Here is a 14,582-nt window from a genome sequence, read left to right as displayed (position 1 = left end):
GCAGGGCTGTTAACGCAAAAAAATCAGCAACGGCACAGGCCGTTGCTGATCGGTAGTGCGGGTCGTGGAAGCTTGGGTTACAGCGGACGACCGATGGCGTTGCAGACGCTGGTGTTGCCGATGCCTTGAGCGTTGGAAGCTGTGGCGAAGGTGTCACGCACGGCTTTTTTCCAGTTGGCTGGCAGCGGTACGAAGCGGTTGTTGCTGATGGCGGTGTCGTTGTTACCGAAAGCACCGTAGTGACGAGCGAAGAAGCTGCGCACTTGGGTGGTCTGGGTAGCGTCGGCGTAGCACTGGCTGAAGATCAGGTTAGTGAAGCCCAGGATCGGGTAGCCGCTGGAGGGGTAAGCGAAGGTGGCTGGGCCGCTTGCAGTGGCAGCAAACACCGGCACCCAGTTGTCCGGGTTGGTAGCGTCGATGAACGAGCCATCAGCGCGGGCTTCGGTTGGCGCTGGAACCAGGCCGATTGCAGCCGAGACGTTGGCAGGTGCAGGGGAAACACCGCCAACCTTGGCGACTTTGGTGGCGTCATCCAGACCGGCCAGGGTGGTCGCCGCGTAATCCGGGCTCATGTAGGTGATACGGCCTTCAACGGCGTTCAATGCATCCATCACGCCCTGGCTGCCAGTGGCGGCCACCGCCGTCGATGGCAGACCACCGCCGTAGCTTGAAGAGAAGGTGGTGGTCACAGCGAAAGGTTGGGCTTCGGTGCATTTGGCATTCAGGAAGCGTGTGAACAGTTCAGTGGTGCCGCTGGACTCGCTGCGATACACCAGGGCAATCGGGCCAGTGCGGCCGGAGTTGGTGATCTGGTTCCAAGTGGTCAAACGACCGGAGAACACACCACACAGTTGGTCAACGCTCAGGTCAACCGCGTTGGTGCCTGCCTTGTTGAACGGAATGGCAACCGAAGTGGCTACCGAAGGCACCTGGATCAGCTTGCCCCAGGCAGGTTGCTTGGTGGACGCATAGGTCGACAGCTCAGTGGCGCTCAGCTTCGAGTCGCTGCCAGCCCAGTGCACGTTCTTGTTGGTCACGCCAGCCACGAACTTGGTGTAGTCATTGTTCAGGAACGCCGATTTGCCGTTGCCGCTGCCCACACCGATGTACGGAGCGAAGCCAGTGGTGAGTACGCCAGCGGTTTGATACAGCGGCTGTGGCAGAGTCGCGCCGCCGCCGTTGATGTCTGCCATTGCAGCCTGGGCCGAGCACAGTGCGGCGAGGGTCACGGATACCGCGAGAACGTTGCGCTTAAACATGAAGAATCTCCTTTCGTCGTGTTTGTACGTTTGGGGTAGAGGGCTCTTGCATGACGCCATGGCTTCGGTCCCGAGCCTGAACTACCTGGGGTAGCTACGGGGGTGGCCAGGGGTAAAACCATGGGAGAGAAAGTCGCAGTTTCCGATGACGGTTATGGGAAAAAACCTCGGGAGGAACGCCTTGATTTTTAAAAAGATTCTCGGGTGTTTTGGTCACGGTTTCGAGCGGTTTGGGCGCAGGTGACAGCGAGGTTTCAGCAGGCGTGGCTGGAGCCCGCGCAGGGTGTGAAAATGTGACGCTACAAGGCACCCGAGGTCGGTCGGGTGAGCTAGGTGACCAGCTGGTTTATTTCAATGATCGGCAACAGCACCGCCATGACGATCACCAACACCACGGCGCCCATTACCACAATCATTAACGGCTCCAGCAACGCGGTCATGCCCATGGCCCGGCGCTCGATATCCCGCGACAGGGTCTGCGCCGCACGCTCCAGCATCGGCGGCAACGCGCCGGTCTTTTCACCGCTGGCGATCAGGTGGATCAACACCGGCGGGAACACCTTTTCCACCGCCAGCGCTGGGGCCAGGTTGACGCCTTCGCGCACCTTGGCGGTGGCGTCGTTGACACATTGGCTCAGGCGATCATTGGACAGGGTCTGCCGCGCCGCTTCCAGGGCGCGCAACAGCGGCACCCCGGCACCGCCGAGAATCGCCAGGGTCGAGGCGAACCGCGCAGTGTTCAGGCCCAGCACGAAACGCCCGATCAGCGGCAAGCGCAACACCCGGCTATGCCAACTCAAACGTGCCACCGGGTTGCGCAAATACAGGCGCCAGCTCCAGAAACCACCGACCATCCCGGCAAAACACAACCCACCCCAGGCGCGGACGAAATCGCTGGCATTGAGCATCGCCAGGGTCAACCCGGGCAAATCCTGGCGCGCCTGGGAGAACGCACTGACCACCTGCGGCACCACATAGCTCAACAGGAAAATCACAATGCCAATGGACACCAACCCCACCACGCCAGGATAGATAAACGCGGTGAGGATCTTGCCGCGCAGGTTGTTGCGTTCTTCGATGTAGTCGGCCAGGCGTTCCATCACCTGGGCCAGGTCGCCGGACTCCTCCCCCGCCGCAATCAGCGCGCGATAAATCGACGGAAAATCCCGTGGCCGCGCCGCCAACGCATCCGCCAGGCGCATGCCGCCGCGCACATCGGCGCGCACCGCGCTCAAGGTCTGGGCGATATGTTTTTTCTCGGCCTGCTCCACCGTGGCACTCAACGCGGCTTCCAACGGCAGGCTCGCGCCCAACAGGCTTGCCAGTTGCCGCGTGGCCCAGGCCAGGTCGTTGTCCGACAGCTTGGCAGTGAACAGGCTGCTGCCGGCCGCGGCTTGCTGATTACCCTCGATCTGCACCAGCAACGCCGTCAAGCCTCGGCTACGCAAGTTGGCAAACGCCGCGCTCTGGCTGTCGGCCTCCACATGCCCGGCCTCGACGTTGCCGTTGGCATCGGCGGCCTCATAGCGATAGCGATTCATCAGGCGTCCCGTGTTACACGCAGGATTTCTTCCGGCGCGGTGGCGCCGCTGTGCACCCAGCGCTCGCCGTCTTCACGCATGCTGAACATCCCGGCGCGACGGGCGGCCAGGCGCAGGTCCTGCTCGTTGGCGCCCTGGTGGATCAGGCTGCGTACATCGTCGTCGACGCAGAACAACTCATGGATCCCGGTACGGCCGCTATAGCCGATCTGGTTGCACTGTGCGCAGCCCACAGGGCGCCAAGTACCGGGAGCGGACGGGTCTTCCTGCTTGCAGTGCGGGCACAGGCGCCGCACCAGGCGCTGGGCCAACACGCCGAGCAACGATGACGCCAACAGGAACGGTTCGACGCCCATATCAATCAGCCGGTTGACCGCCGACACCGCATCGTTGGTGTGCAAGGTCGCCAGCACCAAGTGACCCGTGAGTGATGCCTGCACAGCGATTTGTGCGGTCTCCAGGTCACGGATTTCGCCGATCATGATGATGTCCGGGTCCTGGCGCAGGATCGCCCGCAGGGCCAGGCCGAAGGTCATGTCGATCTTGGCGTTGACCTGGATCTGGCTGATGCCCGGCAGGTCGTACTCCACCGGGTCTTCCACGGTAAGGATATTGCTGGTGCTCGCGTCCAGCCGCGCCAGGGCGGCATACAGGCTGGTGGTCTTGCCGCTGCCGGTGGGGCCGGTGACCAGCACGATGCCGTGGGGTTGGCGGATCAGCGTATCCAGGCGTGCCAGCAATTGCGGCGCCATGCCCAGGGTCTCCAATTGCAGGCGCCCAGCTTGTTTGTCCAGCAGGCGCATGACGACTCTTTCGCCATGGCCGGTGGGCACCGTGGACACCCGAATGTCGATGGGCCGCCCGGCCACGCGCAGGGCAATACGACCGTCTTGGGGCAGGCGTTTTTCGGCAATATCGAGCTGGGCCATGATCTTGATCCGTGACACGAGCGCGCCATGCAACGCCTTGCGTGGCGACACCACGTCACGCAGGGTGCCGTCGACGCGGTAGCGCACTACGGAGTGGGTTTCGTAGGGTTCGATGTGGATGTCGCTGGCCTCGTCGCGGGCGGCCTGGGTGAGCAAGGCGTTGATCATGCGGATGACTGGCGCGCCGTCCTGGGTGTCGAGCAGGTCGGTGATCTCGGGTATATCTTGCATCAGGCGGTCGAGGTCTACCTCGTTTTCAGCCGCGCCGACGACGGCGGCGGCGCTACCAGTGTCGGCGTAGGCACTGGTGAGCAGGCCGTCGAGTTCGTCATCGCGTACTTGTTCGAGGTGGGTTTGGCCGAATTGGCGGTGGACTTCGCTGATCGACCAGCCGGGGGTTGAGGGGCAAACCGTCAGTAGCATGCCTTGGTCGCCGGGGCGCAGGAGGATGCGTTGGGATTTGGCCCAGGCGTACGGCAATAGGCTCATTGGGTTTGCCCTTTGGAGGGGTGTACATATCCGTTGCTGCGGTAACGGCGGCTTAGGGTTCCGCCCTCACGGCGGGTCACTGTGGAAAAGCCCCACAGTAAGCAAACGGCTCCTGCCCCAACACTCGGCACCTCGCCTAGACTCGATGTGCCCGTAACCCCTGCCGAATTCCGGCCAGCGTGTTTGACGGTGCGCCTAAAATCAAAAGCAGTTTTTTGTGTACCGCAGATTGCTTTTCTGTGGGAGCTGGCTTGCCTGCGATGCAGGCACCTCGGTCCATCAGAAACACCGCGTTGATGCCATCGCAGGCAAGCCAGCGCCCACCTCGCAGCAACGGATATGTACCCGGCGCTCACTGCGGCACCGCCCTTATCACCGCCCGAGGCCCCTGCTGCCCAGGAATCGCCTTCTCCACCGAAGGCAACTGCGGCGCCTGCACATCCGGCATCGCCCAACTATGCTCCGGCTGCAACGCACCCTGCGCCCGGCGCATAAACTCATACCGGTTCAACGTAATACTGCGCCCCGCCCCACTGTCCCGAATAATGTAAGGCCGCAAAAACACCATCAGGTTGGTCTTGCTCACACTGCGCTTCTCATTACGAAACAACGCTCCCAACCCCGGAATATCCGATAACCACGGCACCGCGTCGTTACTCTGGCTATACCCATCCTGCAGCAACCCGCCAAGCACCATGATCTGCCCGTCATCCAACAAAATACTGGTATCGATAGCGCGCTTATTGGTCACCGTCCCCGCCGTTACCGAAGCCCGCTCATCCACGGTGCTGACCTCCTGGTAAATATCCAGCTTCACCGTACCGCCCTCGGAAATCTGCGGCCGCACATTCAACTTGAGCCCCACCTCTTCACGTTGCACGGTCTGGAACGGGTTGTTGCTCGTGCCCCCGCCGCCGGTCACATAACTGCCGGTGACGAACGGAATCGTCTGCCCTACAAAAATGCTTGCGGCCTCGTTATCCAGGGTCAGCAGGTTGGGCGTGGACAGCACGTTGGTACCGCCCTTGCTCTTCAACGCGCGGGCCAACACCTTGAGGTCGAGCACCTTGCCGATGCCGGGAATATCCACGGTGCCATCGACCAGGCCCACGTTCAGGCCCTTGGGCAGTACGTCGATGCTGGTCTTGCTGGTAGGTGTGCTGTTCACACCGCTGCCCCCCAGGTTGACGCCGCCAAACCCTCCCTTGCCACCGAGGTTGCCGGCCTGCCATTGCACGCCGAACTCGGTGGCATCGTCTTCGCCGACTTCCACGATCAAGCTTTCGATCACCACCTGGGCGCGGCGCTGATCGAGCATGTCGATCACTTCACGCAGGTTGCGGTACAACGGGTCCGGCGCGGAGATCAGCAGGGTGTTGGTGGTGGCGTCGGCCTGGATCGTCACGCCACCGGCGCTGAACGAAGTGTCCTGATCCTGGGGGGTACCACTGGTGCCCGTCGTCGAACCGGTGGACTGGCCATAACCCGACTGCACGCCACTGCCGGTGGGCGTGCCGCTGCTGTTTTGCGCATTGCTCGTACCTTCGGTGTTTTTGCCATTGCCGCCCATGGCACTGAGCTTGCCACGGGCATCGTCGCTGACGCCGGAATCGCTTTCACCGGTCAGCAACCCACGCAGCGACTGGGCCAACTTGCCCGCCTGGGCGTTGCGCAGGTACACCACGTGCATGTTGCTCGGATTGCTCTGGGCGTTGTCGAGTTTGTAGATCAGGTTGCGCGCGAGCTCGGTGCGCTCCGGGCTGCCGGAGCGGATGATGATCGAATTGGAACGTGGGTCGCCGATCACGTTGATCTTCTGGGTCTGGTCGGCGCCCTGGGTCTCCAACAGCTCGGAGACCATGGCGGCGATGTCCACGGCGATGCCGTTCTGCACCCTCACCACATCGGTGTCGATGGCGCTGGGGGTGTCGATGCCGTTGATGATCTGCGCGACACGTGCGAGGTTTTCCGCGTAATCGGTGATGACAATACTGTTATTGCCGGGGTAGGCATTGATCGGGTTGTTCGGCGACACGATGGGGCGCAGCACCGGGATCAGGTTGACTGCGTTTTCATATTGCAGGCGGAAGGTACGCGTCTGCATGCCGCTGCTGCCGGCCGTGTAGATCGGCCCGCCGAGCAGCTTGGCATCGGCCTCAGGCACCACCTGGGCGACGCCCCCCACATCGACCACGCTGAAGCCCTGCATGCGCAGCGCCGCCAGCAGCATGTCATAGGCCTGATGCGCCGGTACCTGGCCTTCGCTGACCAGGGTGAGATTACCCTTCACGCGAGGGTCCACCAAAAATTGCTGGCCGGTGGCACGGGACAGTGCGCGCACCACCGCCTGGATATCCGCGTCGACAAAGTTGAGCTGTACGGGCTGGTCACCCAGCGGGTTGCGTGCCTTGACCACCGCTGGGGCGTGGCCACGTGCGCTGTTGGTGACTCGGTGTTGTACGGGAGGTTTAGGTGCAGGTTCACTCTGGCGATCCAGCACGGTCTCGCCACTACGACGCGTGTCGGCCAGGGGTTGGCCGAGTTCACTGTCCACCAGCAAGGGTGCAGTTGACGGATTGCTGCACGCACTCAACGCCAGTACCAGCAGGGGTGCAACCATACGGAAAGGCGGGACTGACCACTTCATGAAGCTTCCTTAGCGCCAAGCGCCTGATCCATGCGAACGGTCCCGGACACAGTGCCGGCCGAGTTATCGACGGTATCGACGGCACGCTGCAAACGCGCCTCGGACACCTCCAGGGAAAACGAACGGGCATTGCCCAGCAGCCAACCCAGCACCGCCTCGGCCGGGGCGTTGTCGAAGGTCAGGCGCCAACCGCCGGGTTCCAGCGCCTGCAACTGGTAATGGCCGTGCAAGCCGGCGTTGTCCAGGGCTTGACGCAGCGCGGTTTCGTCGCCCTGCCTCGGCGCGGCGACGTCCTGCAACAACACCTGCAAGGCTTCGGCTTGAGCACGTAATTTGGGGATTTCGGCCTGCCAGTAATCGATCTTCTTCAACGCCGGCTGCACCAGCACCAGCCAGGTCAGCAGGCTCGCCAGGACCAGGCCGGCGCCGCCGAGCAGGCGTTTTTCGCGCAGGGCCAGGCCGCTCCAGAACACTTGGGCCTGGCCGCGCAGTCGCTTCACGTTACTCATCGCCGGCACCTACGGGTTGCTCCGCAGCCTGCGCCGGGCCAAGGGTCCAGGCATGGCCATCGCGGCTGGCAGTGAAGCCGGCCTGGGCCAGTGCGGCCTGCCATTCACCCTCGGCCGTCGGGTTACGACTGTCGGCGAGCAATTCCACGTGCAAACGGCCCTGTTCAAAGCTCAGGTTGTCGACACTGCCCACCATGAACGGCAGGTTGCTGCCAGCCAGTTGCAACAGGCTGGTGAAGCGTTGGCCTGGATCGGCGGCAGCGCCGGTCTGGCGGGCGGCCACCTGTTGTCGGGCTTGTTGCAAAGGGTTGAGCACCACCGGCAATTGTGGAAATGCCTGACGCACCTGCTGGCTCATCAAGGCCTTGAGTCGCTGGCCTTCCTCCACCTGACGTGCGGCGTACAGGTTGAGGCCGAGGGTCCAAAGGGCGGTGGCGAACGCAACACAGGCGAGCGCCCTGCCCCATCCAACGGTCGAGGGTCGCCGCAGACGCCCGTGCAAACCCCAATGGGGAACACCCCCACTCCAACGCTGCGCCGCGTCTACCAGTTGCACATCCAGCGCCTGCAAGCCGAGCGGATGCACCGCGCCTTGTTGCAGGCTGTCGCGCGTCAACAGATAGCCGTCATCCAGCGCCGCGGCGCCCACCGGCAAGGCGAAGGGTGCCGGGTACAGACCGCGCAGCTTGAGTGGCAGCTGCGCGAGCCGCTCCAACCCGACCTTGGGCACCCAGGCGACCTGCACACGCCCATCGCTTTCGCGCGGGCCGTGAGCCACCTGCATCTGTTCCACTGGTCCCAAGATCAACGCCTGCGCAGCGCAGGCCACGGCGGCTGCGGTTTTCGCGGCGGGCAGCGGCGGCAACTCCAGGCTGGTGAGCAGGCTGTCGCGAGGGTGTAGAAAACACTCTACTGCCTGACGGTTCCTACCCACCTGCGCCAAGCTTTCATAACCCTCTTCAATCACCACACCACGGTCCAGCCAGGCAAATTTGACCTGGCTCTCAGCGGTCAATTGATCAAGCGGCGGCAAGCCTATGCGCAAGCGTTTCATACGCCCACCCGCGACCAGATCACCCGAGGCTCGCGGTCTTCGGGGCGATGCAACAACGCATCAACCGTCACCCGCCGCTGCTCACGGCGAGCCTGGCCCTGCAGGCGAAACCACTCACTGGTAATGCCCACCTGCACCGCGTCCACCGCCACCTGCGGCAAGCGCAGGCGATTGACGAAATCCCCCCGGTTGATAAACCAATGCCCGCTGTCACGCTCGGCCACCAGCCCATGGGCCTGGGACAGGCTGAGCTGCGGCACCACCGCACTGAGCACTTCGGCGCTGGCGGTGTTGCCGTTGACCCAGGTAGGACCGGGCAATACGCTGATATAGGCCTGCATGCGCTGCAACAGGTTGGGGTCGAGGCCTTCGATCCCGCTCAAGTCATCCAGGCTGCGCAGCATCGGGTATTTGGCGGGCGGTTCATAGGAGGCGATCACCCGCTGGCTGATACGCCGGCTCACCGTCGGATCGACACCTATCAGTCGGCACAGTCGCTCAAAACTCTGCAATTGCTCGCTGTCCACCTGCTGGCGATTGACCAGATTGCGCAGGTTGAACTTGCCCTGCTCGTCCACAATCCGCCCCTCAAATGCGCCACCCTGGGCACGCGCCCAGGGTTGATCGAGGCGGGTCAGCACGTCCTTCTGGCGCGCGTCCCAGAGCATCTGGCGGCTGCGTTCAAGGCCACCCTGCAACAGCCACTGGCCCTGGATGCGCAACTGCTCGGCTTCCAGGCTGCGGGTGAACACGGTCTGGCGCGTGAGCATGGCACCGGCCAGCACCGCCACCACCGCGGCGATCAGCAAGGCGCTGATTATCGCCATGCCGCGCTGCTTCGCCGCTGGGGGCGAATACCGTTTCATGGCCGGCCTTACAACTGCCAGGAGCCGATATCGGCATTTACGCCATCGCCATCCGGCTGGCCGTCGGCGCCCAGCGAGAACACATCCACTTCGCCGTTGGCGCCTGGGTTGAGGTAATGATAGGGCTTGCCCCAAGGGTCGTTGGGCAAGCGCTCCAAGTAAGCGCGCCAGTTGCTGTTCTTCGCATCCGCCGGGCGCTCCACCAAGACTTTCAACCCCTGGTTCATGCTCGGATAAGTGCCGTGGTCAAGGCGATAGAGCTTCAACGCCTGCATCAACCCGCCGATATCCTGTTTCGCTGCGGTGGCCCGTGCCTGGTCCGGCCGATCAAGCACCTTGGGCACCACCATTGCCGCGAGGATTCCGAGGATGACCACCACCACCATGATCTCGATCAAGGTAAAGCCACGCTGCCCGCGAGGGCCTGGCAATGGGGACGTTAGGCGCGCGATATCCATCTCGACATTCCTTGGCTTGAGTGCAATTCGTGGCGCAGTGTTGCAAGAACACATGTCAGTCGTATTGAAAATCCTCGGGAGTTTCGGTCGCCAATCGGTCAACTGCCGGCGCTAGTCTGCGGGCCTGTTTCCCGGCTTTGAGAGCGCCATGTACGGCCGTCGCAAGGAGCAAGGTTTTACCCTGATTGAAGTGCTGGTGGCGCTGGCGATCATCGCCGTGGCCATGGCCGCTGCCGTGCGCGTGGCGGGGCTGATGACCCAGAGCAACGGCTTGTTGCGCGACAAATCCATCGCGTTGCTGGCGGCGCAGAGTCGCCTGGCGGAATTGCGCCTGGAGGGGCACCTGCGCAGCGGCAAGCGGACCTTCGAGTGCGACCAGGGCCGCTTGAAACTGCGTTGTGAGCAGAGCATCAACGCCGATGGCCGCCTGTTTCAAGTCAACCTGCAGGTGCTCGACGCCCGCCGCGAAGCGCCACCCCTGGCCCGCCTGGACACCCAGGTCATGGCCGAGTGAGGCGCGGCAACGCGGGCCCCTCCGGCAACGTGTCGAGGTTGACGTGCAGCTTCTCGCCACCGCGCTCGATCTCCACACCGTCGCCTCTGATGGCCGTCAGCCGTACGCCTGGGCTGAGGCGTTCACCCAGCAGAAAGCTGCGCGGCGGGCCGTCATTCAGGCTGAGGATCGCCACCGCACCCCGGGCACCAGCCAGCACGCCAGTGACTTTGACCTGCAGCGCCGTCGGCGTATTGGAAAACCATTGCAACGCCGGGTTATCGCTGCGTGCCGCCAATGCCTGGGGGGTCGCTTGGGGCGTGTGGGATTCGGCGCTGGTGAGGAGCAGCGGCGTCCAGACCGCCACACCCGCCAAGGCGGCCAACACACCCAGCGCCTGCACGCCATGAGCCAGGGTGAAACGATGGGCGAATGTCATCGGAGGGACCTCCTGTTTGTCCGTGGCACCAGCCTACAGGTCAATTCGCACGCTTTTATTTCACAGACTCGCCAGTTCTCCAGGAAGCCCGTGATGAAACAGCAAGGTTTTACCCTGATCGAGTTGATGGTGGTGCTGGTGATTATCGGCATCGCCAGCGCCGCCATCAGCCTCACGATCAAACCTGACCCACTGCACCTGCTGCGCAAGGACGCCGAGCGCCTGAGCCAACTGCTGCAAGTGGCCCAGGCCGAAGCCCACGCCGATGGTCGCCCCATCACCTGGCGCGCCGACGCCAAGGGCTTTCGCTTCAACCGTCGCAGTGATGATGGGGTGCATGTGGAATCCTTCCAGGGCGACAGTCAACTGCGCCCGCGCCTCTGGGAAAGCACACCGATGCAGATCAACATCGAACCGCGCCAGACCCTGGTACTGAATGCCGAATGGATCAGCCCGCCGCTGCGGGTAGTGCTCTCCGATGGGCAACACAGTCTCAGCCTGCAACGCGACGCCGCCGGTTTGATGCGCGTGGAGCGCCTGCCATGAATCAGTCCCAGCAGGGCTTCACGCTGATAGAAGTGATGGTGGCGATCATGCTCATGGCATTGGTCAGCTTGATCGCCTGGCGCGGCCTGGACAGCGTTACCCGCGCCGATCAGCACTTGCAGGCCAGTACGGAACAGACCGAGGTGCTGCTGAGGGCATTGAACCAGATGCAGCGGGACATCAGTTTACGGGCCAGTGTCGAACTCACCCTCCCCAGCGCGCCGGAAGACGGGGCGGCTAAAACCGAGGGGCTGGCGGCAGTCACGGTGCGCAGTTCCGACAGTAAGGGTTTTCGACTGGACGTGATCCGCAGCGCCCCGGTCGCAGGCGATGGGCTGCAACGGGTGCGGTGGTGGCTCAAGGGCGATTCGCTGTATCGGGCAGCGGCCCCAGCGCGGGACCGCTTTCCTCTGCCGGCGGCAAAGGATGGGGTGGTGGTGTTAACCGGCGTCAGTGATTTGCAGGTGCGGGTTTGGGAAGCCGATAAGGGGTGGCGACAGTTGAGCGGTAACCGTCGCGAGGATCCACTGGGATTGGAGATCAGCCTGGTGCGACAGACGCCGCAGGGGGTGGAACGGTATCGACAGGTGGTGGGGCCGTTGAACTAACTCAACAACACCACCCCACCCGGCAATTCCGTACACTTGGCGCCATACGCATCGCGAATCAACAACGCCACCCCGGCCAGCTGTTGCAGGCTGAACCGCGCCTGCACGCGGCGCTGGCCCAGCTCGTTGTTCAGCAACACAAGCATCCCCGGCCGGTAGCGATTGATCTCATCCACCACCTTCGCCAGCGTGGCGTTGTTGAACACCAGCACCTGCTCACGCCAGGCCACCACTGCCTGGGTATCCACCGTGATCACTTCACTGACCCCGGCGCTGCCATAGGTCAGTTGTCGACCACTGCCCAGGCTCACACTGTTGCCGGCAACGTCCACCGACAGCGAACCCTCGATACAGGTGACACAGACCGTGTGATCGGTATGACGCACATTGAACCGCGCCTGCGCCGCACTCACCCAGCCCTCGCCGGCCTGGACCTTGAGCGGTTGTGCAACGTGGGTAACCACCTCGACTTCACCTTCGAGCAATTCAATGCCCTGCCCCACCCGACTGATGCGGGTCTGGGTATTGAGTTCCAGGCTGATCCCTTCGCTCAACACCACTTGGCGTTGCTCGCCGACTTCGGTGCGGTAGTCCGCCGTAAGCCCGGCAAAGCCACCGGGTACGCCGACTCGCACCATCACCACGGCCGCCGATGCGGCGATCGCACCGCCCAGGAAGGCGCGACGACCAAAGCTGCGCGGTGGCGAGACGTGCTCCAGAGCCGGGGCCAATTGCTGCCACAGCGCCTTGGCCTGCTCGAATGCCTGGGCATGTTCCGGGCTCTGCGCGCACCAGGCTTTGAGCGCCTTGGCATCAGCCACGGTGGCACGCCCCGAGGTCAACAGGACCAGCCACTCGCGGGCTTCATCGTGCAGGGGGCTGGCGGCGGATGGCCGGGCGGTGGAGAGGTTAAAAATATTCAAGCGCGCACGTACTCACGGATTTATCAGGGACTCGACACTAAGACGGTTTTCCGGCACCGGGACCGAACCGCTGAATCACTTTTCTTTCCAGGCGCTTGGCACAGTGGCCCAGGGCGGCCTTGATTTCCTTCTCGACCATACGCGTGGAAATGCCAAAACGCTGGGAGATTTCCAGGTGCGGCGCCTCTTCCAGGCGGGCGGCGATGAGGATTTTGCGGCGGCGTGCCGGCAGTTCATACAGCGCCTTGACCAGGGATTGGATTTCTTTCTGGCCGCCCACCACGCGTGACGGGTCCTGGGCTTCGTCGGCGCTTTGCAGCAGTTCTTCGACCTCGCTGCCAGTGAGCAAACGCGCGTCGGCCTGGCGGCGGTCGGCGGCGATGTTCAAGGCCATGCGGTACAGGTACGCGTTGGGTTGCGCCAGGTTTGGCGGCACTTCCATACGATCGACCCGCAGGTAGGTCTCGTGCAATACGTCATTGGCCAGGTCCTCCGAGCCCAGGCGCTTGCGCAAACGCACCTTGAAGTCTTCGTAGGACGCCAGGAACAAGCTGACCATCGTACTGTGCCCGGTGTCTTTCATCCGCCCCAGGCTCCTTTTGCTGCTCTGCATTCCATGCGCGTTCCTGTTGTGTCAGGCATCAAAAGTAAAGTCACCGGTTGGCGCAGCGAGCTGGGTGCCGGGCGTTCGACCCGGGCCGCACTCAGGCTGCGCACCAGTGCTTCATCGCGTTGTTCATCGCCGGAGGAACTGACCAGCCGACTGTGTTCGATCACTCCGTCCGGGTTGACCCAGACCTGCACCAGCGCACGAAAACTGCCGGGCCGGGTCAGCGGCGAACGGCACAAGCTGGTCTCAATGGCTTGCTGTAACGCCGACGCGTAGCTGTTGTTGATCCGCGCGGCGCTGCGTGCCGCCGCACCACGTGAAGTGGTCGGCGGGCTGACTTGCGGTGCCTGCAAGGTAAACGCATCGCTGCGTGCATAACGTGCCATCAGGCCACTCCCTGTCAGCAACATCGCCAATGCCTCTTGCGCGGTAAAGCGCCCGCGCACCCCGATGGAACGCCGGCCCCGCGTCAACTCACGGTCCACCAGCACTGCCATCCCGGTGGCGCGGCTGTAGGCTTGCAGTGCGTGTTCCAGGTCTTGCGCCGGCAGATTCAACGACAGCAGCGGTGACTCTGCCTGCGCCGGACGACCGCCGGCCAGCAGCAACAGCAAGACCAGGGCGCACGCGACGCGCCTCCAGGCCCCCTGTTCACCCCCTGCTTTGCATCGCTGCACGGCCGACGCGCCCTAGAAAACCGTCATCCTGAGGCCAGTTTATGAATCTGATGTTACGGTGATAGCAAAAAAAACATCACGGTGATGAGAAGCCTGCTGCACTACACTTTGCAGCCTTATCGGCCCACTCCTTCGGGCCCGCCAGGAGGCCCTGATGAAAGCGTTACCGTCCCTTGTCAGCCTGTTGCTGTGCGCCGCTCTGCCCTTGCTCGCCCATGCCGACAATTGCGCAGAGGTCACGGTGGATGGCTATAAGGCGCCCGACTATGGCTGCCTTAGCCAACAGATGGGTAATGACACGAATGCCACAAAGGCGACGCAGAAAAACCGCGAGGCGCAGAATATTTCCATCGAGAAGCGCCCGCCCAATAAGGTCGGTTTAGCCACCCCGGCGGCGACCAGCGTGCGTATGGGCAACACGTTCGGTACGTCGGTGAAGCCGCAGCGGCCTTGAGCCGTGAATAGACATATAAAAAATATGGGAGGGAGCTTGCTCGCGAATGCGGTGGGTCAGTTACACATACGTTAACTGAC

Annotated in this window: 16 protein-coding genes; 4 read left to right on the top strand and 12 right to left on the bottom strand. The window is 63.0% G+C overall.

Annotation, left to right across the window (positions count from 1 at the left end):
- Nucleotides 1-77 precede the first annotated feature (77 nt).
- The 8 genes from AB4N92_RS23365 to gspG all read right to left on the bottom strand — a co-directional run bounded on the left by AB4N92_RS23365 (nucleotide 78) and on the right by gspG (nucleotide 9,752).
- Entirely contained in the window at nucleotides 78-1,259 is a 1,182-nt protein-coding gene (locus tag AB4N92_RS23365) for a substrate-binding domain-containing protein (protein ID WP_010211146.1), read from the bottom strand.
- A gap of 329 nt (nucleotides 1,260-1,588) precedes the next feature.
- On the bottom strand, nucleotides 1,589-2,800 hold the full coding sequence (gspF, locus tag AB4N92_RS23360) for a type II secretion system inner membrane protein GspF (RefSeq protein WP_010211147.1): 1,212 nt from the start codon (nucleotides 2,798-2,800) through the stop codon (nucleotides 1,589-1,591).
- Nucleotides 2,800-4,218 (bottom strand): type II secretion system ATPase GspE, encoded by a 1,419-nt coding sequence (gene gspE / locus AB4N92_RS23355; protein ID WP_187517129.1) that lies wholly within the window; start codon nucleotides 4,216-4,218, stop codon nucleotides 2,800-2,802. The genes gspF and gspE overlap by 1 nt, the downstream gene beginning before the upstream one ends.
- A gap of 352 nt (nucleotides 4,219-4,570) precedes the next feature.
- The gene (gspD, locus tag AB4N92_RS23350) at nucleotides 4,571-6,865 is read right to left on the bottom strand and encodes a type II secretion system secretin GspD (protein ID WP_236266779.1); all 2,295 of its coding nucleotides are present in this window, start codon (nucleotides 6,863-6,865) and stop codon (nucleotides 4,571-4,573) included.
- Nucleotides 6,862-7,374, bottom strand: coding sequence for a type II secretion system protein GspM (gene gspM, locus AB4N92_RS23345; protein WP_010211150.1), 513 nt, complete (start codon nucleotides 7,372-7,374; stop codon nucleotides 6,862-6,864). The genes gspD and gspM overlap by 4 nt, the downstream gene beginning before the upstream one ends.
- A complete protein-coding gene (gspL, locus tag AB4N92_RS23340) occupies nucleotides 7,367-8,428 on the bottom strand; it encodes a type II secretion system protein GspL (RefSeq protein ID WP_042571537.1) in 1,062 nt (353 codons plus the stop codon). The genes gspM and gspL overlap by 8 nt, the downstream gene beginning before the upstream one ends.
- Entirely contained in the window at nucleotides 8,425-9,294 is an 870-nt protein-coding gene (gene gspK / locus AB4N92_RS23335) for a type II secretion system minor pseudopilin GspK (RefSeq protein ID WP_029529173.1), read from the bottom strand. Before gspK ends, gspL begins: the two co-directional genes overlap by 4 nt.
- An 8-nt stretch (nucleotides 9,295-9,302) precedes the next feature.
- A complete protein-coding gene (gspG, locus tag AB4N92_RS23330; RefSeq protein ID WP_010211155.1) occupies nucleotides 9,303-9,752 on the bottom strand; it encodes a type II secretion system major pseudopilin GspG in 450 nt (149 codons plus the stop codon).
- 148 nt (nucleotides 9,753-9,900) lie between these two features.
- Between gspG and gspI the strand changes: the two genes are divergently transcribed.
- Complete coding sequence (gspI, locus tag AB4N92_RS23325; protein WP_069672682.1) at nucleotides 9,901-10,266, top strand: type II secretion system minor pseudopilin GspI; 366 nt, start codon at nucleotides 9,901-9,903, stop codon at nucleotides 10,264-10,266.
- Here gspI and AB4N92_RS23320 read toward each other — a convergent pair.
- On the bottom strand, nucleotides 10,253-10,684 hold the full coding sequence (locus AB4N92_RS23320) for a type II secretion system protein N (RefSeq protein ID WP_010211157.1): 432 nt from the start codon (nucleotides 10,682-10,684) through the stop codon (nucleotides 10,253-10,255). The two genes, gspI and AB4N92_RS23320, sit on opposite strands and share 14 nt — an antisense overlap.
- A gap of 93 nt (nucleotides 10,685-10,777) precedes the next feature.
- On the opposite strand from AB4N92_RS23320, the gene gspH reads away from it, so the two are divergent.
- Nucleotides 10,778-11,230, top strand: a complete 453-nt coding sequence (gene gspH, locus AB4N92_RS23315; protein ID WP_010211158.1) for a type II secretion system minor pseudopilin GspH — start codon at nucleotides 10,778-10,780, stop codon at nucleotides 11,228-11,230.
- Complete coding sequence (locus AB4N92_RS23310) at nucleotides 11,227-11,838, top strand: type II secretion system protein GspJ (protein WP_010211159.1); 612 nt, start codon at nucleotides 11,227-11,229, stop codon at nucleotides 11,836-11,838. The genes gspH and AB4N92_RS23310 overlap by 4 nt, the downstream gene beginning before the upstream one ends.
- On the opposite strand, the gene AB4N92_RS23305 is transcribed toward AB4N92_RS23310, so the two are convergent.
- Genes AB4N92_RS23305 through AB4N92_RS23295 form a run of 3 tightly spaced genes read right to left on the bottom strand, consistent with a single transcriptional unit; the run spans nucleotide 11,835 to nucleotide 13,985 of the window.
- Nucleotides 11,835-12,761 carry a FecR family protein gene (locus AB4N92_RS23305; protein ID WP_154973654.1) on the bottom strand — a complete coding sequence of 309 codons (927 nt, stop codon included), beginning with the start codon at nucleotides 12,759-12,761 and terminating at the stop codon, nucleotides 11,835-11,837. The two genes, AB4N92_RS23310 and AB4N92_RS23305, sit on opposite strands and share 4 nt — an antisense overlap.
- A 37-nt stretch (nucleotides 12,762-12,798) precedes the next feature.
- The gene (locus tag AB4N92_RS23300; RefSeq protein WP_010211161.1) at nucleotides 12,799-13,344 is read right to left on the bottom strand and encodes an RNA polymerase sigma factor; all 546 of its coding nucleotides are present in this window, start codon (nucleotides 13,342-13,344) and stop codon (nucleotides 12,799-12,801) included.
- The gene (locus AB4N92_RS23295) at nucleotides 13,341-13,985 is read right to left on the bottom strand and encodes a TonB family protein (RefSeq protein WP_154973684.1); all 645 of its coding nucleotides are present in this window, start codon (nucleotides 13,983-13,985) and stop codon (nucleotides 13,341-13,343) included. The genes AB4N92_RS23300 and AB4N92_RS23295 overlap by 4 nt, the downstream gene beginning before the upstream one ends.
- Before the next feature lie 217 nt (nucleotides 13,986-14,202).
- On the opposite strand from AB4N92_RS23295, the gene AB4N92_RS23290 reads away from it, so the two are divergent.
- On the top strand, nucleotides 14,203-14,502 hold the full coding sequence (locus AB4N92_RS23290) for a hypothetical protein (RefSeq protein ID WP_047542697.1): 300 nt from the start codon (nucleotides 14,203-14,205) through the stop codon (nucleotides 14,500-14,502).
- Nucleotides 14,503-14,582: the final 80 nt, after the last annotated feature.

The sequence above is a fragment of the Pseudomonas sp. S3_A09 genome, from assembly GCF_054668065.1.
Note: the sequence above shows the minus strand (reverse complement) of the source record. Positions and strands in the feature narration are given on the sequence as shown.